The sequence below is a fragment of the Mycolicibacterium chitae genome, assembly GCF_900637205.1.
Lineage (GTDB): Bacteria > Actinomycetota > Actinomycetes > Mycobacteriales > Mycobacteriaceae > Mycobacterium > Mycobacterium chitae.
Genome location: NZ_LR134355.1, coordinates 594,653 through 616,818, shown reverse-complemented (window position 1 = coordinate 616,818; position 22,166 = coordinate 594,653). Strand labels below are relative to the sequence as shown.

Sequence of the window (22,166 nt, the reverse complement as noted above, 5' to 3'; positions counted from 1 at the left end):
CTTTTCAGATCTGGTACTCGGAGAGCAACCGCTTGGAGATGATCTGCTTCTGGATCTCGCTGGTGCCCTCGCCGATCAGCAGGAACGGCGCGTCGCGCATCAGCCGCTCGATCTCGTACTCCTTGGAGTAGCCGTAGCCGCCGTGGATCCGGAAGCTCTGCTGGGTGACCTCCGAGCAGAACTCGCTGGCCAGGTACTTCGCCATGCCCGCGGCGACGTCGTTGCGTTCGCCGGAGTCCTTGAGCCGAGCCGCGTTGACCATCATCAGGTGTGCGGCTTCGACCTTGGTGGCCATCTCGGCGAGCTGGAAGGCAATCGCCTGGTGCTCGGCGATCGGCTTGCCGAAGGTGGAGCGCTGCTGCGCGTAGCGCACCGCGAGTTCGAAGGCCCGGATGCCGACGCCGCAGGCGCGCGCGGACACGTTGACCCGCCCCACCTCCACGCCGTCCATCATCTGGACGAAGCCGTGGCCGGGCTTGGCGCCCAACACGTCGTCGGCGCTCGCGCGGTAGCCGTCGAAGACCAGTTCGGTGGTGTCGATGCCCTTGTATCCGAGCTTGTCGATCTTGCCCGGGATCGTCAGGCCCGGAACGACTTCGCCGAACCCGGACGGCTTCTCGATGAGGAACGCCGTCAGGTTCCGGTGCGGCTTCTCGGCGCCCTCGTCGGTGCGCACCAGGGCGGCCACCAGTGTGGAACTGCCGCCGTTGGTCAGCCACATCTTCTGGCCGTCGATGATGTAGTCGCCGTCGGCCACGCGCCGCGCGCGGGTGCGGATGGCCGCCACATCGGAGCCCAGTTCCGGCTCGGACATGCTGAACGCGCCGCGGGATTCACCGGTGGCCATCTTGGTCAGGTGATACTGCTTCTGCGCATCGGTGCCGTGCTGGCGGATCATGTAGGCGACGATGAAGTGGGTGTTGATCACCCCGGAGATGCTCATCCAGCCGCGGGCGAGTTCCTCGACGCACAGCGCGTAGGTCAGCAGCGACTCACCGAGACCGCCGTACTCCTCGGGGATCATCAGTCCGAACAGGCCCATCTCCCGCATCTGGTCGACGATCGCCTGCGGGTAGGTGTCGGAGTGCTCCAGATCCTGGGCGACCGGGATGATCTCCTTGTCGACGAATTGCCGCACCGTGGAGACGATCTCGGTTTGGAACTCGGTCAGTCCCAGCGTCTGCGCCAATCGCGTCACGCCGCCACCCTTTCGAACACCGCGGCCAGGCCCTGCCCGCCGCCGATACACATGGTTTCCAGGCCGTAGCGCGCACCCCGCCGGTTGAGCTCGCGAGCCAACGTCGCCAACATCCGGCCGCCGGTGGCGCCCACCGGGTGCCCCAGCGAGATGCCCGACCCGTGCACGTTGGTGCGCTCGAGGTCGGCGGGGGTGAACTTCCACTCCCGCATCACCGCCAGCGCCTGGGCGGCGAAGGCCTCGTTGAGTTCGATCAGATCGATGTCGGCCAGCTTCAGCCCCGCGTTGGCCAGCGCGGCCTCGGTGGCCGGCACCGGCCCGATGCCCATCACGTTGGGCGCGACCCCGGCCACCGCCCAGGACACCAGCCGCACCAGCGGCGTCAGCCCCAACTCGGCGGCGCGCTCCGGAGTGGTGACCACACACATCGAGGCCGCGTCGTTCTGCCCGCTGGAGTTGCCGGCGGTGACGGTCGCGTCCGGATCCTGCTTCAGCAGAATGGGTTTGAGCTTCGACAGGCTCTCCATCGAGGTGTCGGGCCGGGGGTGCTCGTCGGTGTCGATCACCTGATCGCCGTCGCGGGTGGACACCGTCACGCCGATGATCTCCTCGGCGAGGATCCCGTTGGCCTGGGCGGCCACCGCCCGCTGATGCGAGGCCACGGCCAGCTCGTCCTGCTCGGCGCGCGGGATCGAATACTGCCGGCGCAGGTTCTCCGCGGTCTCCAACATGCCGCCGGGCACCGGGTAGTTCTTGCCGCCGGCCGTCGTGCGACCGCGCGCCAGCGCGTCGTGCACCTTGACGCCGCCGCGGGCCCCGCCCCAGCGCATGTCGGTGGAGTGGAACACGACGTTGCTCATCGAGTCGGCGCCACCGGCGATCACCAGATCGTTGTTGCCGCTGCCCACCTGCAGGGCGGCCTGGACGACGGCCTGCAGCCCGGACCCGCAGCGGCGGTCGAGTTGCATGCCGGGGACGGTGACGGGCAATCCGGCGTCGAGTGCCACGACCCGACCGATCGCCGGGGCTTCCATGCTCGGATAGCAGTGCCCGAGGATCACGTCCTGCACCGCCGCGGGATCGATGCCGGTGCGCTCCAGCAGCCCGCGCAGCGCGGCCACGCCGAGGTCGACGGCGGTCAGCGACTTGAACATCCCGTTGTAGCGGCCGATCGGCGTGCGGATCGGCTCACAGATGACGACCTCGCGCATCACAGGTGCCGACCGCCGGTGACCTCCAGGACCGTGCCGGTCATGTACGACGACAGGTCCGAGGCCAGGAACAGGGCCACCTTGGCGACCTCGTCGGGCTCCCCGGCACGGCCCAGCGGGACCTCGGCGACCTTGGAGTCCCAAATGCGTTGCGGCATGGCCTCGGTCATGGCGGAACGGATGAGGCCGGGCTGAATCGCGTTGACCCGCACCCCGAGGTAGGCGAGTTCCTTGGAGGCGGCCTTGGTCATGCCGACGATGCCGGCCTTGGCCGCCGAGTAGTTGGTCTGGCCGACCATGCCGACCTTGCCGGAGATCGACGACATGTTGACGATGGCGCCGCGCTTGTTCTCCCGCATGACCGCGGCCGCGGCGCGCAGCCCGTTCCAGGTGCCCTTCAGGTGCACGGCGATGACCTGATCGAACTGATCCTCGGTCATCTTGCGCATGGTGGCGTCGCGGGTGATCCCGGCGTTGTTGATCATGACGTCTAGGCCGCCGCCCCATTCGACGGCCGCGGCGATCAGCGCGTCGACCTCTTCGGAGCTGGTCACGTCGCAGCGCACCGCCGTGGCCACATCGGGCCCACCGAGTTCGCGGGCCGCGGCCTCGGTGGCCTCGAGGTTGATGTCGGCGAGCACCACCTTGGCGCCCTCGGCCACGAACCGTTTCGCGATGGCCAGGCCGAGCCCCTGCGCACCGCCCGTCACGACCGCCGTTTGATCCGCCAGCAGGCTCACCCGTACTCCTTCGCGTCCAGCCCTCACCGCGGGCGAGGGTCCCCGTTTTCCAACATCATATTTCATATATGATTCGGCGGAAGTGTGCGAGCCCGGTCCGATTCTTCTCGAGGAGCCCCGCCGATGAGCGACGTCAGCGACGACGATTTCCAGCAGATCCTCGCCCAGACGCGTCAGTTCGTACACACCGCCGTGGTGCCCCGCGAGCAGGAGATCCTGGCCGAGGACAAGGTGCCCGACGACATCCGCGACCAGGCCAAGCAGATGGGCCTGTTCGGCTACGCCATCCCGCAGGAGTGGGGCGGCCTCGGATTGAACCTGGCTCAAGATGTCGAGCTGGCAATGGAATTCGGCTACACCTCGCTGGCGCTGCGGTCGATGTTCGGCACCAACAACGGCATCGCCGGGCAGGTGCTCGTCGGCTTCGGCACCGACGAACAGAAGGCACGCTGGCTCGAGGGCATCGCCTCGGGCGAGGTCGTCGCGTCGTTCGCGCTGACCGAGCCCGGCGCCGGTTCCAACCCGTCGGGACTGCGCACCAAGGCGGTCCGCGACGGCGAGCACTGGGTGATCTCCGGGCAGAAGCAGTTCATCACCAACGCCCCCACCGCCACCCTGTTCGTGGTGTTTGCCCGCACCCGCCCGGCCGACGAGCAGGGCGCCGGCATCGCCGTTTTCCTGGTGCCGGCCGATGCCGCCGGGGTCGAGATCGGCGCCAAGGACGCCAAGATGGGCCAGGAGGGCGCGTGGACCTCCGACGTGACCTTCAACGACGTGCGCGTGCCCGACTCGGCGCTGGTCGGCGGTGCCGAGGACATCGGTTACCGGGCGGCCATGACGTCGCTGGCCCGCGGTCGGGTGCACATCGCGGCGCTGGCCGTCGGTGCGGCCCAACGCGCGCTCGACGAGTCGGTGTCGTACGCCGCCACCGCGACCCAGGGCGGCACACCGATCGGCAATTTCCAACTGGTGCAGGCGATGATCGCCGACCAGCAGACCCAGGTGATGGCCGGCCGGGCCCTGGTGCGCGACGCCGCACGCAAGTGGGTCGAGGGCGAGGACCGCCGGATCGCGCCGTCGGTGGCGAAGTTGTTCTGCACCGAAATGGCCGGCACCGTGGCGGATCTGGCGGTGCAGGTGCACGGCGGCTCCGGCTATATGCGCGGGGTGACGGTCGAGCGCATCTACCGCGACGTGCGGCTGCTGCGCCTGTACGAGGGCACCAGCGAGATTCAACGCCTGATCATCGGCGGCGGCCTGGTCAAGGCCGCGCAGCGCCGGCACTGACGTCAAACCAGAGGAGCAACGCATGAGCCCACGGCTCACGGACAAGGTCGTCTTCATCACCGGGGCGGCGCGCGGCCAGGGCCGCGCCCACGCCGTCCGGATGGCGAAGGAGGGCGCGAACATCATCGCCGTCGACCTCGCCGCGCCGCTGCCGCCGAGCGTCCCGTACGACTCGGCCACCCCCGACGATCTGGCCGAGACCGTGCGCCTGGTCGAGGAGACCGGCCGCGGCATCGTGTACGCCGCGGCGGACACCCGCGACCTGGACGCGATGCGCGACATCGTCGGCAAGGGCGTCGCGGAGTTCGGCCGGCTCGACGTGATCGTCGCCAACGCCGGGATCACGGTGCCGCAGCCGTGGAACGAGATCACCCCGGAGTCCTTCAAGGACGTGATGGACACCAACGTCACGGGCACCTGGAACGCCGTGATGGCCGGGGCGCAGACCATCATCGACGGCGGCCGCGGCGGCTCGATCATCCTGGTGAGCTCGGCGGCCGGGATCAAGATGCAGCCGTTCATGGTGCACTACACCGCCAGCAAGCACGCCGTCACCGGCATGGCCCGCGCGTTCGCCGCCGAACTCGGCAAGCATTCCATCCGGGTCAACAGCCTGCACCCGGGTGCGGTGAACACCCCGATGGGCACCGGCGACATGATGGCCGCGCTGAACCGGGCCAACGAGACCAACCCCGGCCTGATGCAGATGGTGACGCCGTTCCTGCCGGATTGGATCGCCGAACCGGAGGACATCTCCGACGCGGTGTGCTGGCTGGCCAGCGACGAATCCCGGCTGGTCACCGCCGCACAGATCGCCGTGGACCTCGGTTCGACGGTGTTCTGAGCCGCGTTCTCGGGTCGAGTCAGACACCAGGCAGGCAAATTGCGAGTAACCGCCTGCGTCAGGTCTGACTCGGCTACAGCGCTCGCTGCAGGAACGCGATCTGGTCGTCGGCCGCGCGCTCGAACCAGGCGTGGCCCGGCCACACGTCGAAGTGGTCGCACGGATAGTGGTGGACCTGCGCGCGGCCGGCCACCGCGATCTTTTGCGCCGCATCGGCGGGCACGTAGCTGTCGAAGTCGGCGATCTGCACCAGCAGCGGAATCCGTAACTGCTTGGCGTGGCGGCGGACTCGGATCTTGGCCAGTTCCATACCCACCGCGGAATCGATCTCGTTGCGCCAGGACGGCCCGGCCAGCGCCAGATAGTTCTCGTAGGCGCCCTCCAGGGTGAGCGCGCCGGGCTGTCCCGGTCGCGCCACCAGCGGCATCATCAGCGTGTCGCGGCCCAGCGCGCCGGCCGCGCGGCTGAGCACCCCGGAGGCCGCCGAGCGCGCCAACACCGCGGGGCGATACTGCTTTCCGACGGAGACCGCGGTGGCCACCGGATCGGCCATCGGGGTCAGCGAGATCACCGCCGCCACATCGTCACCGCCGGCGCCCACCCGGATGACGTGGCCGCCCGACAGCGAGGCGCCCCACAACACCACCTGTCCCGGATCGATCTGCGGCAGGGTCTTGGCCAGCGCGATCGCCGCCCGGTAGTCGTCGACCTGGGCGTCGATGGACACCGTCTGTCGCGGTTCTCCGCCCGAGTGCCCGAAGCCGCGGTAGTCGAAGGTCAGCACGTCCAAGCCGGCGGCGGCGAAGCGCTCGGCGAACGGTGCCAGTCCGGAGTCCATGGTGCCGCCGATGCCGTGCCCCATCACCACCACCGGCCGCCCGTCGCCGCCGTCGGCTGCGAAATGACGTGCGCTGCAGGTGGTTCCGCCAGACATGAAGGACAGTTCCCGATACGTCATCTCCAGATCCGACATCGGTCCCTATCCCACCGTCTGGTGCACCCGCGCGCGGCGCAGGCCGGCGGGCAACTCCCGGGCGCGGATGTCGTGTTCGTAGTAGAAGTAGTCGACCTGCTGGGTGTGCCGCGGGCGGTCCGTGCAGTGTCCGGCGTGCAACTGTTGGTCGGTGTCGATCACGCGCTCCATCTCGCCGACCGACGGCAGCGCGTAGCGACCCACCGCGTAGGCCGCCAGCAACCGCGACTGGCACTCGACGAACGGGAACAGCGTGGGGATGGACTGCGCGAATCCGATGAACACCAGGTTGTCGATGCCCGGCTTGAACATCCGCTTGTAGAGCCGGATCTGGTTATCCGGTGCGCTGATGAACTCCGGATCGAAGAACGGGAAGGTGATGTTGTAGCCGGTGGCGTAGACGATCACGTCGAACTCGTCGCGGGTGCCGTCCTCGAAGTGCACAGTCCGACCGTCCAGCAGGGTCACGTTGGGTTTCGGGGTCACATCTCCGGAGCCCAGCCGCAGCGGCAGTTCCACCGACTGGGTGGGGTGTGCTTCGAAGAGTTTGTGGTTGGCCGGCGGCAGCCCGTACTTGGTCGGGTCGGCGCCGACGACGGGGGCGAACCACTGCGCGGCCTTGCGCTGCCAGGACAGCGGCAGGTAAGGCGTGGTGCGGAAGAACTTGTCGCCCGGTTGTCCGGCAAGGTATTTCGGCACGATCCAGGCGCTGGAACGGGTGGACAGGGTCACCGAGTTCTGCAGCGCCTTCGACGAGAGTTCGACGGTGATGTCCGCGGCGCTGTTGCCGATCCCCACCACCAGGATCCGCTTGCCGGTCAGCGGCAGCGGGGTGTCCGGGTCGATGTAATGGTGGGAGTGGATCGACTCGCCGGTGAACTCGCCGGGGAAGTCCGGGAACCGCGCGTCCCAGTGGTGGCCGTTGCCGACCACGAGCAGGTCGAACTCGCGAACCGCGCCGGCTTGGTCCTCGATCTCCCAGCGGTCATCGGCCAGTCGCGCGTGCACCACGCCGTTGCCGAATTCGATGTTGTCGAGTAGACCGAACGCGTCGGCGTAGTCGTCGAGATAGCGCTTGATGTCCGAGTGGTGCGGGAAGGACGGGTAGTGCTCGGGGATCGGAAAGTCCTTGAACGACAGGCGATGTTTCGAGGTGTCGATGTGCAGCGATCGGTAGGCGCTGCTGCGTCCATTGGGATTGCCGAACGCCCAGTTCCCGCCGATCCGGTCGGAGGTCTCGAACGTGGTGTACGGGACCCCGTAGTCCTTCAGCATCTTGCCCGCGGTCAGACCGCTGATGCCCGCACCGATGATGGCGGTGCGGGGTGACGAGTTCTGCACGGCGACTCCTTTGTCCCTGTCCCCCGGTGGTGGGTGCTCAGAGCCCGGCGGTCTGCTTGATCAGCGCGATGGTGTCCAACTCGCGGATCGCCGCGCAGCCGCGCCGCAGCATGGTGGCCACCATGTCGTCGCCGCGGTCGGTGCCGACGGCGAAGGCGAAACCCAGCGCCGAGATCAGCAACACCTGCAGAGCCCCGTAACGGTAGTCCTGCCAGCAGGTCTCGAGGTCGTAGCCGACGACCCCCTCCTCCACCAGCGCCGCATGGTAGGCACCGACCAGGTCGCGTTCGATCTCGGCGCGCGTGGCCGGCTCCAGGCTGGTGCCGGTGAAGTAGGCCAGGTCGCGGGACGGCAGCCCGACCCCGAGCGTCTGCCAGTCGACCACCCACACCGCGCTCCCGTCGGGATGGAACAGCAGGTTGTCCAGCCGGTAGTCGCCGTGGATGAGGGTGAAGCGGCCGAAGTCGTTCTGCAGCCAGGGCGTCACCAGGCCCATCGCCTCGAGGAAGGTAGCCCGGTCCTGCTCGCTGAGCTTGTCACCCAGCTTCTCGACCGTGATGTCGGCGCTCATCACCGCGATGTCGCCCAGGCCCTTCTTGGACGCGTCGTCGTTCAGGGTCATGGCCAGACCGGGGAAGGTCAGCCACTCCTGCTCGGCCCACGTCGGCGCGTGTAACCCGGCGATGGCGGTCGCGGCCAGCCGGGCCTCCTCGACGGAACATCCGGCGATCTGATCGCCCTGCACGGCGGGGGCCTGATCGGTGAGCAGCAACGCGTAATCGGCGGCATCCTCGGAGATCTCGCAGTGGAAGCACTGCGGGATCGGGACGCTGACCCGGTCGGCCACCGACTGATAGAACGCGCATTCGCTGCGGTAGCCCAGCGCCACCCGGTCCCGGACGGTGTCGTCGGTGGTGGGCAGTTTGATGACGAACGTCTCCGGCAGCCCGGCCGGGTTGGCGGTGTAGTTCACCTCCACCCGGTAGGTGGCCCCGGTCTGCCCGGTCCCGATGGCGCTGACCTGCGCGCCACCGACCTGCGTGCCGGCCGCCGACGACAGCACCCCGGTCAGCCATTGCGGCGTGACCTCGTCGGGAAAGCGGGGAATCGCCACTGGCACGGTCATTGTCGTCACCCTTCTGCACTGATGGACGTGGCCTGCGCCGCACGTTGGCGGGCCACAAAGCGAATCGACATGCGCTGCATGACCCCCGGCGCGAGGCGGGCCAACAACCAGCCCGCATACGCCTTGCGGGGAGCGACCAGCACGGCGCGGTTGCGTTCGATGGCGCGCAGCGTGTCGCGGGCCAGCCGGTCGGGATCGTAGAAGTCCTTGCTGCGCTGACCCATTCGGTAGAACTCGCGGCCGTTGATGCCGGTGATCAAGCCCTTGTCCAGGATCGGTGTCTCCACCGCGGCCGGGCAGATCGCCAACACCCCGATGTGGTGCGCGGCCGCCTCCGAGCGCAACGCCAGGGACAGCCCGACCACCGCGTGTTTGCTCATCACGTAGCTGGTGATCTGACCGGCGGCCGCCAGGCCCGCCATCGAGGCGGTGTTGACAATGAATCCGCTGCCTTGTCGGACCATCTGCGGGTAGGCCGCCGCGACCCCGTGCACGACGCCGCGGATGTTGACGTCGATGATCGAGTCCCAGTGCTCGAGGGTGAGCAGTTCGGTGTCGGCCGCCCAGGTGATGCCGGCGTTGTTGAACATCAGATCCAGTCGACCCGCCCGCGCCACGACGTCGTCGACAGCGGCCTGTACCGCGGCCGCATCGGTGACATCGACCTGCGCCGAGCGCGCCTGCGATCCCAGCGCGGTCGCGGTGCGCTCGGCGGCCGCGCCGTCCACGTCAGTGCACAGGACGTGCGCCCCGCGCGCGACCAGGGCCCGGCACAGCGCGGCACCGATCCCCGAACCGGCGCCGGTGACGATCGCGTGCTTACCGGCAAACCGCGCGGCGGTGGTTGCAGCCACGTTGACTCCCTACGGTGGCGCCGATCACACATCAATGGATGGCTCAACTGTAAGCCATACCGCACCGCGGACATCAGTGGGTCGAGTGATTCGGTGCGCTGGGTTGCGCCGACCGCAACCTAGCGCACCGAAATCGCTCGTCAGACCGAGATTTCGCCCCGCTCGGCGCGCAGGCCGATGTCGGAACGAAAGTGACTGCCCGGCAACCGGACCGCCCCGGCGGTGGCGTAGGCCGATGCGCGCGCCGCCGTCAGATCGGGGCCGGTGCCGACAACGGCGAGCACCCGGCCCCCGGAGGACACCACCGCGCCGTCGTCGCGGCGTGCGGTACCGGCGTGCAGGACCCCGTCGGCGTCGGCGCCGGTGATGACGTCACCCACCCGGGGCCGCCCCGGGTAGTTCTCGGCGGCGACGACGACGGTCACCGCCGAACCGGGACGCCACCGCAGCGGCTCGACCCGGTCGAGAGTGCCGGTGGCCGCGGCGTGCAGCAGCTCGCCGAGCGGGGATTCGAGCAGTGCGAGCACCGACTGGGTCTCCGGGTCGCCGAACCGGCAGTTGAACTCCACCACCGCCGGGCCCGCCGAGGTGATCGCCAATCCCGCGTACAGCAGGCCGGAGAACGGGCAGCCGCGCCGGACCATCTCGGCGGCAACGGGTTTGACCACGTCGTCGACGATCTGCCGGGTGATTTCGTCGGGCAGCCAGGGCAGCGGGGCGTAGGCGCCCATCCCGCCGGTGTTGGGGCCGGTATCGCCGTCGCCGACGCGCTTGAAGTCCTGGGCGGGGAGCAGGGGAATCACGGTCTCGCCGTCGACCACGCAGAACAGCGACACCTCCGGACCGTCGAGGAACGACTCGAGCAGCACCGGGTGGCCGTCGTCGAGCAGACCCGCGGCGTGCGCGCGCGCCGCGGCCCGGTCGTCGGTGACCACGACGCCCTTGCCGGCGGCCAGCCCGTCGTCCTTGACCACCCAGGCGCGCTGGCCGACGGCCGGCCCGAACCGGCCCAGGGCCGCGTCCAGGTGGCCCGGGTTGTCGACGATCTCGCTGGTCGCGGTCCGCACGCCCGCCGCCGTCATGACGTCCTTGGCGAAGGCCTTGGAGCCCTCGATGCGGGCCGCGTCCTTGCCGGGGCCGAAGCAGGCGATGCCCGCGGCGCGCACGGCGTCGGCGACCCCGAGCACCAGCGGCACCTCGGGCCCGATGACCACCAGATCGGCGCCGACCTTGCGGGCCAGCGCGACGACGGCGTCGGCGGAACTGACGTCCACATCGTGCTGATCGGCGATGCGCGCCGTGCCGGCGTTGCCGGGGGCTACCGAAAGGCCGCTGACCTGGGGATCACGCTTGAGCGCCAGCAGCAGCGCGTGTTCGCGGGCACCGGAACCAATGACGAGGACGTGCACAGGGCATCACCCTATCTGCCCGCTCGCCCGCTCACCGCACCGCGCGGGTCACTGCTCGTCGAGGGTGCGTCCGCTGCTCATCTTGACCGCGGCGTTGACGTTGGCCCGCTTGTCCTCGCCCTCGCCGCGCTCGGCGGCCTTGCGCCGATTGTTGGCCACCTTGTCCACGGTGCCGTTGAGGCCCGAGCCCAGCGGGAAGCCGAGGTACTGGGTCAGGAAGACCGCGATCTCCTTGAGTTCGGTGTGGTCGAGTTCGCCGTTGAGCATCGCGGCGTTGACCTGGATCTCGGCGAGGTCCTGGCGGCCGACGGCCGTGACGGCGGTCAGCGTCATGATGCGCTTCTCGCGCATCGTCAGGCCGGGGCGGTTCCAGATGTCGCCGAACAGGTGGTCGACGGTCAGGTCGAAGTAGGGGTCGCCCTCGATGTCGGGCATCTCCCAGCCGTAGACCTCGTTCATCTTCGCCAGCCCGCGGCTGCGGATGTCGTCGGTGCTCATCAGTCCTTCACTCCTTCGCTTGCGCGTCGTGTGGGACGCCGAGTCCGGCGGCCAGGTTCTTGTACGCCACCTCGGCCAGCGGCAGGTCGACGTCGAGCGTCTCACCGAGCCCCAGCGCCAGGCTCAGGTCCTTCTCCCCCAGCCCGCGGGTGTGGGTGAACGCTTCGTAGAGCCAGTGATCCGGGCCCAGGTCGGACATGTTCTCGCGCACCATGATCGCCCCCGGTCCGCCGGTGAGCGCATCGGTGTGGCGGACCACCCGGCCCAGCGCCTGGACGTCCAGCCCGGCCTGTTCGGCGAGCTTCATCGCCTCGCAGGCCGCCGCGTACGAGGTGAAGGTCAACATGTTGCGCGCCAGCTTCATTCGGGTGCCCGCCCCCGGCGTGCCGGCATGGATGACCATCGAGGCCCACTGCTTGAAGGCCGGCTTGATCCGCTCGTACACCGAGCGTTCGGCACCCACCATGGTCGCCATCTCGCCCTTCTCCGCCGCCCCCGCGCCGCCGCTGACCGGGGCATCGATGACGTGGATCTCGGTGTATTGCTCGGCGAGTTCGGCGGCGGTGGTGTCGCTGATCGTGGAGTGGATCGCGATCACGGTGCCCGGCTTGGCCCGGTCGGCCAACTGCCCCACCACGTCCCGGACCTGCTCGTCGTTGAGGACCACGACGCTGATCAGATCGGCGTCGGCGACGTCGGTCACGGCCGCGGCCGCGGTGGCGCCGGCCTCGACGAACGGCTCCATGGCCTCGGCGCGCAGGTCGAACACGGTCAGGCCGCCCGGCCAGTCCAGCAACCGCTTGGCGATCGGCGCCCCCATGTTGCCGAGGCCGATGAACCCCAGTTTCAGTTCGCTGCTCATGACCGGATGATCTGTCCGCCGTCGACGTTGAAGATCTGCCCGGTGATCCACGACGCCTCCTCGGAGAGCAGGAACAGGCACATGCCGACCAGGTCCTCCGGAGTGCCCATGCGCGACAACGGGAGTCCCTTGACGATGTCGGCGACGATCTCCTGCGGCGTGGTGGTCCGGTTGGCCTCGGTGTCGATGGGCCCGGGCGCAATCGCGTTGATCCGGATGTTCTGACCGCCCAGTTCCCGCGACAGCTGCTGGGTCAGCCCGTTGATGCCGGTCTTGGCCAGGCCGTAGAAGTTGGAGTACAACCAGGCCGCCGTGGAGGACTGGTTGACGATCGCGCCGCCGCCGCGCTTGGCCATCTTCTTGTAGACCGCCCGCGTGCACCACAGCGCCCCGTCGAGGTTGACGCTCATGAACTTGCGGTAGTACTCCGGGTCGACGGTGACCAGGAAGTCCAGTTTCATGCCGCCGAAGATCGCGGCGTTGTTGACCAGGTAGTCGATGCCGCCGAACTCGGCCAGTGTGCGGTCGGCCATCTCCTTGGCCGAGGCGGGGTCGGAGACGTCGACGGGCAGGGCCAGCGCCGTGCCGCCCTCCCCCTTGATCCCGTCGGCCACCTTCTGGGCGCCCTCGAGATTGATGTCGGCGACCACCACCGCCGCACCCTCGCGGGCCAGCGCCTCGGCGTAGGCCTGCCCGATGCCGCCGCCGGCGCCGGTGACGATGCCGACCTTGTTGTCGAATCTGCTCACGGTTCTCCTCGAATATGAATGTCTGGTAAGGCTTCTGACGTCTAAGCCATCGTGGCGATCACCTTGATCTCGGTGTATTCCTCGAATCCGGCCACACCCATCTCGCGGCCGACCCCGGACTGCTTGTACCCGCCGAACGGGGCGTCCGCTGCGTACCAGACCCCGCCGTTGACGTTGACGGTGCCCACCCGCAGCCGGGCGGCCACCGCGGCAGCGCGCTCCGGATCGCCCGAGAACACCGTGCCGGACAGGCCGTAGGGCGAGTCGTTGGCAATCCGCACGGCGTCGTCGTCGCCGTCGTGGGCGATCACGGTCAGGACCGGGCCGAAGATCTCCTCGCGCGCCACCCGGGCGTCGTTGTCCAGGCCGGCGATGACGGTCGGTTCGATGAAGAAGCCCTTGGGCTGATCGGCGGGACGTCCACCGCCGCAGGCGAACCGGCCGCCCTCCTCGATCGCGAGGTCCAGGTAGGACTGCACCCGGTCGCGCTGCCGCGCGGAGATCACCGGCCCGCAGATGGTGCGTTTGCTGGTGGGATCGCCGGGCTTGAGCCCCGCCATGGTCGCCGCCGCGGCCTCGACGGCCTCGTCGTAGCTCGCCCGCGGCACCACCAGCCGGGTGGTGATGGCGCAGCCCTGCCCGGCATGCATCGCGGCGGTGAACGCCGCCATCGAGCACGCGCCGGCCAGGTCGGCGTCGTCGAGCACCAGGAAGGCCGATTTGCCGCCGAGTTCGAGGAAGACCTTCTTGATGGTGGCAGCGGCGTCGGTCATCACCGACCGGCCCGTTGCCGTCGACCCGGTGAACGAAACCATGTCCACCCGAGGGTCTTTCGACAGCAGCGCGCCCACCGCGTGGTCGCTGGAGGTCACGATGTTGATCACCCCGGCCGGGAAGTCGGTGTGTTCGGTGATCAGCTCGCCGAGCACCGCCGCGCACCAGGGGGTGTCGGGTGCGGGCTTGAGCACCAGGGTGTTGCCCGCGGCCAGCGCCGGACCGATCTTGGCGAGGTTGATCTGATGCGGGAAGTTCCACGGCGTGATGGCCCCGACCACCCCGACGGCTTCGCGTGCGATCGTGCGGTTGGTCGGAATGCCCTGCGGCGTCGCGTGTCCGAGATCGGTGTTCCAGGCGTAGGACTCGGCGGTGTCGGCGCAGAAACTCAGGTCGTCGACCGGCCCTTCGAGCTGGCCGCCGGAGGTCAGCATCTTCGGCGCGCCGACCTCGGCGATGGTCAGCTCGCGCAGGTCCTCGATGTGTTCTTGCATGGCCTGACGCAACTGTCGCAGGCAGCGCACCCGCAGCTCGGTGTTGCGGGACCAGTCGGTGTCGTCGAAGGCGCGCCTGGCGGCCTCGATGGCGGCGCCCATGTCCGCCGCGTCGGCGTCGGCCGCGGTGCCGAGCACCTCCTCGGTGGCCGGGTTGACGGTGGTGAACGTCCCGGCGCTGCCGGCGACCAGCTTGCCGTCGACGAGTAGCTGGCTGTTGCGGTCGGCGAGTAACGCCATCACACCTCCGAGATCGTTTCCGCGCGGACCGGCCCACATCTGGACAAGTGTCCGACGACTGTCCGTCCGAACATAGCCCTCGGACGTCGAAACAGGCAAGGGTCAGATCCTGCGGCCGCCGTGAATCCCAGCTGAGGTGGCCCTAACTAGCGGAAACAACATCCGGCCCTTGCCACCGACCGCCCCGTCATCTAACTTGGACATGTGTCCAGCGAGTCCGTGTTAGACGCATCCGCGCGGTCGGGTGAGAACACCCGCAACCGTCGGCAGGAGGAGACCTTCCGCAAGGTCCTCGCCGCGGGCCGGGAGATGCTGCAGGAGACCTCGTACGCGGACCTGACCGTGCGCGCCGTCGCCAAGCGCGCCAAGGTCGCGCCGGCCACCGCCTACACCTACTTCTCCTCCAAGAACCACCTGATCGCCGAGGTCTACCTGGACCTGGTCCAGCAGGTGCCCTACTTCACCGACGTCAACGACACCCTGTTCACCCGGGTCGACAAGGCCCTGCGCGCCCTGGCACTGGTGGTCGCCGACGACCCGGCGGTCGCCGCGGCGTGCACCACGGCCCTGATGTCCGGGGGCGACCCGGCCGTGCTGACCGTGCGCGATCGCATCGGCGCCGAGATCCACCGCCGGATCGTCTCGGCCATGGGGCCGGGCGCCGACCCGCGCGCGGTCTCCGCGCTGCAGATGACGTTCTTCGGGGCGCTCGTCCAGGCCGGCAGCGGGGCCTTCACCTACCAGCAGACCGCCGATCGGCTCACCTACGTCGTGCGCCTGATCCTGCCAGCCCAAGGAGACCGATGACCGTCCAGATCGACAAGCCGATCCTCGACCCGTACGACTACGACTTCCACGAGGATCCGTACCCGTACTACAAGCGGTTGCGGGACGAGGCACCGCTGTACCGCAACGAGGAACTCGGCTTCTGGGCGCTGTCCCGTCACCAGGACGTGGTCCAGGGCTTCCGCAACAGCACCGCGCTGTCGAATGCGTTCGGCGTCTCGCTGGACCCGGCCTCGCGCGGGCCGCACGCGTCGAAGACCATGTCGTTTCTGGCCATGGACGACCCCGACCATCTGCGGCTGCGGACCCTGGTGTCGAAGGGGTTCACCCCCAGGCGAATCCGCGAGCTCGAACCGCGGGTCACCGAGCTGACGGTCGGACACCTGGAGACCATGCTGGAGCGCGCCGACTCCGGCACCGTGGACTACGTCGCCGAGTTCGCCGGCAAGCTGCCGATGGACGTCATCTCCGAACTGATGGGCGTGCCGCAGCCGGACCGGGATCAGGTCCGCGCGTGGGCCGACGCGGTGATGCACCGCGACGACGGCGTCACCGATGTGCCCCCCGCCGCCATCGAGGCCTCGCTCAACCTGATCGTCTACTACCAGGAGATGGTCGCGCAGCGGCGCAAGAAGCCGACCGAGGATCTGACCTCCGCGTTGCTGGGCGCCGAGATCGACGGGGACAAGCTCACCGACGACGAGGTGCTGGGCTTCATGTTCCTGATGGTGATCGCCGGCAACGAGACCACCACCAAACTGCTTGCCAACGCGGCATTCTGGGGCCACCGCAACCCGGACCAGCTGACGCCGGTCTACGCGGACCTGGAACGCGTCCCGCTGTGGGTCGAGGAGACGCTGCGCTACGACACGTCGAGCCAGATCCTGGCCCGCACCGTCGCCGTCGAGTTCACCATCTATGACACCACGATCCCAGACGGCGAGATCGTGCTGCTGCTGCCCGGCTCCGCGCACCGCGACGAGCGGGTCTTCGAGAACCCCGACGACTTCGTCATCGGCCGCGAAATCGGCTCCAAACTCCTGAGTTTCGGGAGTGGCGCACACTTCTGCCTCGGCGCGCACCTGGCCCGGATGGAGGCCCGGGTGGCGCTGACCGAATTGTTCCGACGAATCCGCGGCTACGAGGTCGACGAGGCCAACGCCGTCCGCGTCCACTCCAGCAACGTTCGCGGATTCGCCCACCTTCCGATCACAGTGGAGACACGCTAAATGGCCCGTTTCGAACCCCACCCCGACCGCAGACCCGCCCTGGTCGCCGGCGCGTCCTCCGGCATCGGCGCTGCCACCGCGACCCAGCTTGCCGCGCACGGGTTTCCGGTCGCGTTGGGTGCTCGCCGAGTGGAAAAGTGCCAGGAACTGGTCGACGAGATCAGAGCGGGCGGCGGCGAGGCCATCGCGTTGCCGCTCGACGTCACCGACGCCGATTCGGTGAAGTCCTTCGTGCACGGCGCCACCGAGGCCCTCGGCGAGATCGAACTCCTCGTCGCCGGCGCCGGCGACACCGACTTCGGTCGGATCCACGAGACCAGCACCACCGAGTTCGAACAACAGATCCAGATCCACCTGATCGGCGCCAACCGACTGGCCACGGCGGTGCTGCCCGGGATGGTCGAGCGCCGTCGCGGCGACGTGATCTTCGTCGGCTCCGACGTCGCGTTGCGCCAGCGACCGCACATGGGCGCCTACGGGGCGGCCAAGTCCGCTCTGGTCGCCATGGTGACCAACCTGCAGATGGAACTGGAGGGCACCGGGGTGCGGGCCTCGATCGTGCATCCCGGACCGACGAAGACCTCGATGGGCTGGAGCCTGTCGGCCGAGAAGATCGGTCCGGCGCTGGAGGATTGGGCCAAGTGGGGCCAGGCCCGGCACGACTACTTCCTACGCGCGGCCGACCTGGCCCGCGCCATCACCTTCGTCGCCGAGACACCGCGCGGCGGCTTCATCGCCAATTTGGAGATCCAGCCCGAGGCCCCGCTGGCCGACGTCAAGGACCGGCAGAAACTCGCACTCGGTGAAGAAGGGATGCCAGGACAATGACCGCTCTGACAGACGTGCCGCGGGTTTCCGGCGGCGAGGAGGAACACGGCCACCTCGAGGAGTTCCGCACCGATCCGATCGCCCTGATGCAGCGCATTCGGGATGAGTGCGGTGACGTCGGCTGGTTCCAGCTCGCCGACAAGCAGGTGGTGTTGCTCTCCGGCGCCGAGGCCAACGAGTTCTTCTTCCGTTCCAGCGACAGCGAACTCAACCAGGCCGAGGCCTACCCGTTCATGACGCCGATCTTCGGCGAGGGGGTGGTGTTCGACGCCGATCCCGAGCGGCGCGCGGAGATGCTGCACAACACCGCGCTGCGCGGCGAACAGATGAAGGGCCACGCCACGACCATCGAGAACGAGGTCAAGAAGATCATCGCCGACTGGGGCGACGAAGGCGAGATCGAGCTGCTGGACTTCTTCTCCGAGCTGACCATCTACACCTCGACGGCGTGCCTGATCGGGCTGAAGTTCCGCGAGCAACTCGACAGCCGGTTCGCCCACTACTACCACCAACTGGAGCGCGGGACCGACCCGCTCTGCTACGTCGACCCCTACCTCGACATCGAGAGCTTCCGTATCCGTGACGAGTCGCGCGTCAAACTCGTTGCGCTGGTGCAGGAGATCATGAACGGCCGCATCGCCAATCCACCTAAGGGCAAGGAGGATCGCGACCTGCTGGACGTGCTGGTCTCGATCAAGGACGAGGACGGCAATCCCCGGTTCTCGGCCAACGAGGTCACCGGCATGTTCATCTCGCTGATGTTCGCCGGCCACCACACCAGTTCAGGCACGTCCTCGTGGACAATGATCGAGTTGCTGCGCCACCCTGACTTCTACGCCAAGGTGCAGCAGGAACTCGACGACCTGTACGCCGACGGCCAGGAGGTCAGTTTCCATGCGCTGCGCCAGATCCCGAATCTGGACAACGCGCTCAAGGAGACGCTGCGGCTGCACCCGCCGCTGATCATCTTGATGCGGGTCGCCCAGGACGAGTTCGAGGTGGTCGGACACCCGATCCACAAGGGCCAGATGGTGGCGGCCTCCCCGGCGATCTCCAATCGGATCCCCGAGGACTTCCCGGACCCGGACGCGTTCGACCCGGACCGCTACGAGAAGCCACGGCAGGAGGACCTGATCAACCGGTGGACCTGGATCCCGTTCGGGGCCGGCAAGCACCGCTGCGTCGGGGCCGCGTTCGCGCAGATGCAGATCAAGGCGATCTTCTCGGTGCTGTTGCGCGAGTATGAGTTCGAGATGGCGCAGCCACCCGAGAGCTATCGCAACGACCACTCCAAGATGGTCGTCCAGCTGCAGCAGCCGGCCAAGGTTCGCTACCGCAAGCGAGTCAAGAGCTAGTCGGTATGGGTTGCTACCGCATCGAACTCGACGACGATCTGTGCCAGGGCCACGCCATGTGCGAACTGGAGGCCCCGGACGTGTTCCGGGTGCCCAAGCGCGGCGTCGTCGAGATCCTCGACCACGAGCCCCCTGACGAACTCCGCGATGCCGTGGAGATGGCCGTCGAGATGTGTCCTACCCGAGCACTGTCAATCACAGAGAAGGATTAACAATGGCGTCACGTGAACAGCTGGAAGATTGGGTCGAGCGCTGGCTGAAGGCCAACCAGGACGCCGAGGCGGCCGGCGACTGGAAACCGTTGGCGGAGTTCTTCACCGAGGACGCCACCTACGGCTGGAACATCGGCCCCAAGGAAGACGTCATGTGCGTGGGTCGCGACGAGATCCGCGACGTCGCCTTGGGTTTGGAGATGGAAGGCCTGGAGAACTGGGTCTACGAGTACCAGAAGACGCTGATCGACGAGAAGCAGAACGAGATCGTCGGGTTCTGGAAGCAGATCGCCAACAAGAGCGACGGCAGCCGCGACGAGATCTACGGCATCGGCGGCAGCTGGTTCCGGCTCACCGACAAGGACGGGGACCTGCTGATCGAGTGGCAGCGCGACTTCTTCGACTTCGGCCACGTGCAGAAGGCGTTCATGAAGTTGATCGAATCCGGCGACCTGACGCCCACCATGCAGAAGCGCATCGAGCGGTCGCTGTCCGGCGAGAAACTGCCCGGCTACTACCCGCTCGGGCAGGCGCCGGCCAAGCTATTCTGACACCTGTCCAGGACGACCGACCAAGCAGTTGCTTTGTGAGGCTGGCTCGCTATGCTGGCCCCACGGGAGTGGCCCTGGTCACTCGTGAAACCGCTGTCGGCCGATCCGGGTCCGGGCAGTTCTGAGCATGAGAGATCGAAGCGAGGTCAGGGAGCGATGAAGACTAAAGGCGCCATCATCCGGGAGTTCAATCAGCCCTGGTCAATCGAGGAGATCGAGATCGGCGACCCCGTCAAAGACGAGGTCAAGATCCAGATGGAAGCCTCGGGCATGTGCCACTCCGATCACCACCTGGTGACCGGGGACATCCCGATGTTCGGCTTCCCCGTCCTCGGCGGCCACGAGGGCGCCGGCGTCGTCACCGAGGTGGGCCCGGGCGTCGAGCACATCGCCCCCGGCGACCACGTCGTGCTGTCGTTCATCCCGTCCTGCGGCGAATGCCCGTCGTGTCAGGCCGGCCTGCGCAACCTGTGCGATCTGGGCGCGGGCCTGCTCGCCGGCGTCGCGGTCTCCGACGGCACGCACCGCATCCACACCGCCGCGGGCGACCCGGTGTTCCCCATGACACTGCTGGGCACCTTCAGCCCGTACATGGTGGTGCACAAGAGTTCTGTGGTGAAGATCGATCCGTCCATCCCGTTCGAGGTCGCCTGCCTCGTCGGTTGCGGCGTGACGACCGGATACGGCTCGGCGGTGCGCAGCGGCGACATCCGCCCCGGCGACGACGTAGCGATCATCGGCGTCGGCGGGGTCGGCATGGGCGCCCTGCAGGGTGCCGTCAACGCCGGTGCGCGCCACATCTTCGCGATCGACCCGGTCGAGTGGAAGCGCGATCAGGCGCTGAAGTTCGGTGCCACGCACGCCTATCCGGATGTCGACAGCGCCATGGCGGGTATCGCCGAGGTCACCGCCGGGGCGATGGCCAAGAAGACGATCATCACCGTCGGCGAGCTCAAGGGTCAGGACATCGACAGCTACCTGAACCTGACGTCGAAGGGCGGCACCTGCGTGGTGACCGCCGTCGGCAGCATGCTCGACACCAACGTGACGCTGAACCTGTCGATGCTGACCCTGCTGCAGAAGAACCTGCAGGGCACCATCTTCGGCGGCGGCAACCCGCACCACGACATCCCGCTGCTGCTGTCGATGTACAAGTCGGGCCGGCTCAACCTGGACGACATGGTCACCCGCCAGTACAAGCTCGAGCAGATCAACGACGGCTACAAGGACATGCTGGAGGGCCGCAACATCCGCGGCGTCATCCGCTACACCGACGCCGACCGCTAGACCGCGCGCACCGCAAGAATCGCCCCATTCCCGGCGGGAACGGGGCGATTCTGCTTCTGCTCACCGGTTCGGCGGCGGGCCTATGCTGGGGAGCCATGGCCACTGTCTTCACCAAGATCATCAACCGCGAACTGCCGGGTCGATTCGTCTACGAGGACGACGACGTCGTCGCCTTCCTGACCATCGAGCCCATGACCCAGGGCCACACCCTGGTGGTGCCGCGGGCCGAGATCGACCAATGGCAGGACATCGACACCGATACCTACGCCCGGATCATGGCGGTGTCCCAGCGCATCGGCCAGGCCGTGGTGCGGGCCTTCGATGCGCCGCGGGCGGGGCTGATCATCGCCGGCCTCGAGGTGCCGCACCTGCACGTCCACGTCTTCCCCGCGCGCGAGCTCACCGATTTCGGCTTCGCCCATGTCGACCGCAATCCCTCCGCGGAATCGCTGGACGAGGCTCAGGCCAAGATCAAGGCGGCGCTGGCCGAGTTGGGCTGACCGCCGGCGCCCGCGGCGCGCGAAATAGCGCTTCGCGGTCTTTGGTGCCGGATCGGCGAGGCATACTTGCTCCGGATGACGTTTCGCACTTTGCCGAGGAAGCACATGACGATCGACTCACCCATCTCTGGCCCGCCCCTGGGTCAGATTGCTTCCTACGACCAGCTGCCGCCGATCTCGAATCGGCCAGGCACAATGGCCGACCAGGTGCAGGCGGTGCTGCTCGAAGCAATCCTCGACGGGACCCTGCCGCCCGGAACCCACCTCAAGGCAGAGGGCCTGACCCGGCGCTACGGGATCAGCATCATCCCCGTCCGGGAAGCGTTGCGCACTCTGCAAGCCGGTGGGTGGGTGGATATCCGGCCGCACCACGGCGCCTTCGTACGCTCCTTGGGGGCCGAGGAGCTCGAAGAGATCAACGAGTTTCGTGGCATCGTCGAAGTTGCTGCCGCGAGATTGGCTGCGCAACGACGTTCCGCCGTGGCGCTCGCCGAGCTCGAGGCACTGTGCGACGAGGGGTTTGCGCTGATCGAATCCGATGAGTTCGGTCGGTTTGCCGAACTCAACAGCCGGTTCCACGACGCCGTCGCCGCGGCCGCCGGGAACCAAGTCATGCGAGAGAGCCAACGAATACTGAATCAGCGGATTCGCTTGTACACCTCGAGTCTCGACACCCAACGAATCATCGAGTCGACCCACGAGCATGCCGCCATCGTGGCAGCGATCGGAGAACAGGACGCCGCAGCCGCCGGAGCATTGGCGGCCAAACATCTGAACCTGTCGCTACGCCGGGTCCGAGGCATCCAGGGCTGACGGGA

Annotated in this window: 23 protein-coding genes; 11 read left to right on the top strand and 12 right to left on the bottom strand. The window is 68.0% G+C overall.

Going from position 1 to position 22,166, the window contains the following annotated elements:
• Positions 1-4 precede the first annotated feature (4 nt).
• From EL338_RS02875 to fabG, 3 genes are read right to left on the bottom strand one after another with little or no spacing between them, the layout of a single operon-like run.
• A complete protein-coding gene (locus tag EL338_RS02875; protein ID WP_126332356.1) occupies positions 5-1,198 on the bottom strand; it encodes an acyl-CoA dehydrogenase family protein in 1,194 nt (397 codons plus the stop codon).
• On the bottom strand, positions 1,195-2,409 hold the full coding sequence (locus EL338_RS02870) for an acetyl-CoA C-acetyltransferase (RefSeq protein WP_126332355.1): 1,215 nt from the start codon (positions 2,407-2,409) through the stop codon (positions 1,195-1,197). The genes EL338_RS02875 and EL338_RS02870 overlap by 4 nt, the downstream gene beginning before the upstream one ends.
• Complete coding sequence (gene fabG, locus EL338_RS02865) at positions 2,409-3,149, bottom strand: 3-oxoacyl-ACP reductase FabG (RefSeq protein ID WP_235666353.1); 741 nt, start codon at positions 3,147-3,149, stop codon at positions 2,409-2,411. The genes EL338_RS02870 and fabG overlap by 1 nt, the downstream gene beginning before the upstream one ends.
• 123 nt (positions 3,150-3,272) lie before the next feature.
• On the opposite strand from fabG, the gene EL338_RS02860 reads away from it, so the two are divergent.
• Together EL338_RS02860 and EL338_RS02855 are read left to right on the top strand one after the other, a co-directional pair.
• Positions 3,273-4,436: an acyl-CoA dehydrogenase family protein gene (locus EL338_RS02860; protein WP_126332354.1), complete on the top strand. Its 1,164-nt coding sequence runs from the start codon at positions 3,273-3,275 to the stop codon at positions 4,434-4,436.
• A gap of 22 nt (positions 4,437-4,458) precedes the next feature.
• Positions 4,459-5,280: a mycofactocin-coupled SDR family oxidoreductase gene (locus EL338_RS02855; RefSeq protein ID WP_126332353.1), complete on the top strand. Its 822-nt coding sequence runs from the start codon at positions 4,459-4,461 to the stop codon at positions 5,278-5,280.
• A gap of 73 nt (positions 5,281-5,353) precedes the next feature.
• Here EL338_RS02855 and EL338_RS02850 read toward each other — a convergent pair whose 3' ends face one another.
• From EL338_RS02850 to EL338_RS02810, 9 genes are all read right to left on the bottom strand, one after another.
• Complete coding sequence (locus EL338_RS02850; protein ID WP_126336641.1) at positions 5,354-6,238, bottom strand: alpha/beta hydrolase; 885 nt, start codon at positions 6,236-6,238, stop codon at positions 5,354-5,356.
• A 21-nt stretch (positions 6,239-6,259) separates the two neighbouring features.
• Entirely contained in the window at positions 6,260-7,594 is a 1,335-nt protein-coding gene (locus EL338_RS02845) for a flavin-containing monooxygenase (RefSeq protein ID WP_126332352.1), read from the bottom strand.
• 37 nt (positions 7,595-7,631) lie between these two features.
• Complete coding sequence (locus EL338_RS02840; RefSeq protein WP_126332351.1) at positions 7,632-8,720, bottom strand: phosphotransferase family protein; 1,089 nt, start codon at positions 8,718-8,720, stop codon at positions 7,632-7,634.
• 5 nt (positions 8,721-8,725) lie between these two features.
• A complete protein-coding gene (locus tag EL338_RS02835) occupies positions 8,726-9,574 on the bottom strand; it encodes an SDR family NAD(P)-dependent oxidoreductase (protein WP_126332350.1) in 849 nt (282 codons plus the stop codon).
• Positions 9,575-9,714: 140 nt separating this feature from the next.
• Positions 9,715-10,983: a phosphoribosylamine--glycine ligase gene (gene purD, locus EL338_RS02830; protein ID WP_126332349.1), complete on the bottom strand. Its 1,269-nt coding sequence runs from the start codon at positions 10,981-10,983 to the stop codon at positions 9,715-9,717.
• 48 nt (positions 10,984-11,031) lie between these two features.
• Positions 11,032-11,481, bottom strand: coding sequence for a carboxymuconolactone decarboxylase family protein (locus EL338_RS02825; protein WP_126332348.1), 450 nt, complete (start codon positions 11,479-11,481; stop codon positions 11,032-11,034).
• A 7-nt stretch (positions 11,482-11,488) separates the two neighbouring features.
• The gene (locus tag EL338_RS02820) at positions 11,489-12,343 is read right to left on the bottom strand and encodes an NAD(P)-dependent oxidoreductase (RefSeq protein WP_126332347.1); all 855 of its coding nucleotides are present in this window, start codon (positions 12,341-12,343) and stop codon (positions 11,489-11,491) included.
• Entirely contained in the window at positions 12,340-13,092 is a 753-nt protein-coding gene (locus EL338_RS02815; RefSeq protein ID WP_126332346.1) for an SDR family oxidoreductase, read from the bottom strand. Before EL338_RS02815 ends, EL338_RS02820 begins: the two co-directional genes overlap by 4 nt.
• A gap of 41 nt (positions 13,093-13,133) precedes the next feature.
• A complete protein-coding gene (locus EL338_RS02810; protein ID WP_126332345.1) occupies positions 13,134-14,600 on the bottom strand; it encodes an aldehyde dehydrogenase in 1,467 nt (488 codons plus the stop codon).
• 219 nt (positions 14,601-14,819) lie between these two features.
• On the opposite strand from EL338_RS02810, the gene EL338_RS02805 reads away from it, so the two are divergent.
• From EL338_RS02805 to EL338_RS02765, 9 genes are all read left to right on the top strand, one after another.
• On the top strand, positions 14,820-15,407 hold the full coding sequence (locus tag EL338_RS02805) for a TetR/AcrR family transcriptional regulator (RefSeq protein WP_372938999.1): 588 nt from the start codon (positions 14,820-14,822) through the stop codon (positions 15,405-15,407).
• Positions 15,404-16,615, top strand: coding sequence for a cytochrome P450 (locus EL338_RS02800; RefSeq protein ID WP_126332343.1), 1,212 nt, complete (start codon positions 15,404-15,406; stop codon positions 16,613-16,615). The genes EL338_RS02805 and EL338_RS02800 overlap by 4 nt, the downstream gene beginning before the upstream one ends.
• Complete coding sequence (locus tag EL338_RS02795) at positions 16,616-17,443, top strand: SDR family oxidoreductase (protein ID WP_126332342.1); 828 nt, start codon at positions 16,616-16,618, stop codon at positions 17,441-17,443. It begins immediately after the preceding gene.
• Positions 17,440-18,798 carry a lanosterol 14-alpha demethylase gene (locus EL338_RS02790; protein ID WP_126332341.1) on the top strand — a complete coding sequence of 453 codons (1,359 nt, stop codon included), beginning with the start codon at positions 17,440-17,442 and terminating at the stop codon, positions 18,796-18,798. The genes EL338_RS02795 and EL338_RS02790 overlap by 4 nt, the downstream gene beginning before the upstream one ends.
• A gap of 5 nt (positions 18,799-18,803) precedes the next feature.
• Positions 18,804-19,010, top strand: coding sequence for a ferredoxin Fdx (locus EL338_RS02785; RefSeq protein WP_126332340.1), 207 nt, complete (start codon positions 18,804-18,806; stop codon positions 19,008-19,010).
• A gap of 2 nt (positions 19,011-19,012) precedes the next feature.
• Positions 19,013-19,561, top strand: a complete 549-nt coding sequence (locus EL338_RS02780; protein ID WP_126332339.1) for a nuclear transport factor 2 family protein — start codon at positions 19,013-19,015, stop codon at positions 19,559-19,561.
• Positions 19,562-19,717: 156 nt separating this feature from the next.
• A complete protein-coding gene (locus EL338_RS02775; protein WP_126332338.1) occupies positions 19,718-20,848 on the top strand; it encodes an NDMA-dependent alcohol dehydrogenase in 1,131 nt (376 codons plus the stop codon).
• A 95-nt stretch (positions 20,849-20,943) separates the two neighbouring features.
• A complete protein-coding gene (locus EL338_RS02770; RefSeq protein WP_126332337.1) occupies positions 20,944-21,348 on the top strand; it encodes an HIT family protein in 405 nt (134 codons plus the stop codon).
• A gap of 105 nt (positions 21,349-21,453) precedes the next feature.
• Positions 21,454-22,161, top strand: coding sequence for a GntR family transcriptional regulator (locus tag EL338_RS02765; protein ID WP_163791987.1), 708 nt, complete (start codon positions 21,454-21,456; stop codon positions 22,159-22,161).
• Positions 22,162-22,166 lie beyond the last annotated feature (5 nt).

What these genes read in the sequence shown, in the direction of transcription:
- EL338_RS02870 (WP_126332355.1), bottom strand. Translation starts at nt 2,409, where the DNA reads ATGCGCGAGGTCGTCATCTGTGAGCCGATCCGCACGCCGATCGGCCGC.
- EL338_RS02860 (WP_126332354.1), top strand. Translation starts at nt 3,273, where the DNA reads ATGAGCGACGTCAGCGACGACGATTTCCAGCAGATCCTCGCCCAGACG.
- EL338_RS02855 (WP_126332353.1), top strand. Translation starts at nt 4,459, where the DNA reads ATGAGCCCACGGCTCACGGACAAGGTCGTCTTCATCACCGGGGCGGCG.
- EL338_RS02850 (WP_126336641.1), bottom strand. Translation starts at nt 6,238, where the DNA reads ATGACGTATCGGGAACTGTCCTTCATGTCTGGCGGAACCACCTGCAGC.
- EL338_RS02840 (WP_126332351.1), bottom strand. Translation starts at nt 8,720, where the DNA reads ATGACCGTGCCAGTGGCGATTCCCCGCTTTCCCGACGAGGTCACGCCG.
- EL338_RS02825 (WP_126332348.1), bottom strand. Translation starts at nt 11,481, where the DNA reads ATGAGCACCGACGACATCCGCAGCCGCGGGCTGGCGAAGATGAACGAG.
- EL338_RS02820 (WP_126332347.1), bottom strand. Translation starts at nt 12,343, where the DNA reads ATGAGCAGCGAACTGAAACTGGGGTTCATCGGCCTCGGCAACATGGGG.
- EL338_RS02810 (WP_126332345.1), bottom strand. Translation starts at nt 14,600, where the DNA reads ATGGCGTTACTCGCCGACCGCAACAGCCAGCTACTCGTCGACGGCAAG.
- EL338_RS02800 (WP_126332343.1), top strand. Translation starts at nt 15,404, where the DNA reads ATGACCGTCCAGATCGACAAGCCGATCCTCGACCCGTACGACTACGAC.
- EL338_RS02795 (WP_126332342.1), top strand. Translation starts at nt 16,616, where the DNA reads ATGGCCCGTTTCGAACCCCACCCCGACCGCAGACCCGCCCTGGTCGCC.
- EL338_RS02790 (WP_126332341.1), top strand. Translation starts at nt 17,440, where the DNA reads ATGACCGCTCTGACAGACGTGCCGCGGGTTTCCGGCGGCGAGGAGGAA.
- EL338_RS02785 (WP_126332340.1), top strand. Translation starts at nt 18,804, where the DNA reads ATGGGTTGCTACCGCATCGAACTCGACGACGATCTGTGCCAGGGCCAC.
- EL338_RS02780 (WP_126332339.1), top strand. Translation starts at nt 19,013, where the DNA reads ATGGCGTCACGTGAACAGCTGGAAGATTGGGTCGAGCGCTGGCTGAAG.
- EL338_RS02775 (WP_126332338.1), top strand. Translation starts at nt 19,718, where the DNA reads ATGAAGACTAAAGGCGCCATCATCCGGGAGTTCAATCAGCCCTGGTCA.
- EL338_RS02770 (WP_126332337.1), top strand. Translation starts at nt 20,944, where the DNA reads ATGGCCACTGTCTTCACCAAGATCATCAACCGCGAACTGCCGGGTCGA.
- EL338_RS02765 (WP_163791987.1), top strand. Translation starts at nt 21,454, where the DNA reads ATGACGATCGACTCACCCATCTCTGGCCCGCCCCTGGGTCAGATTGCT.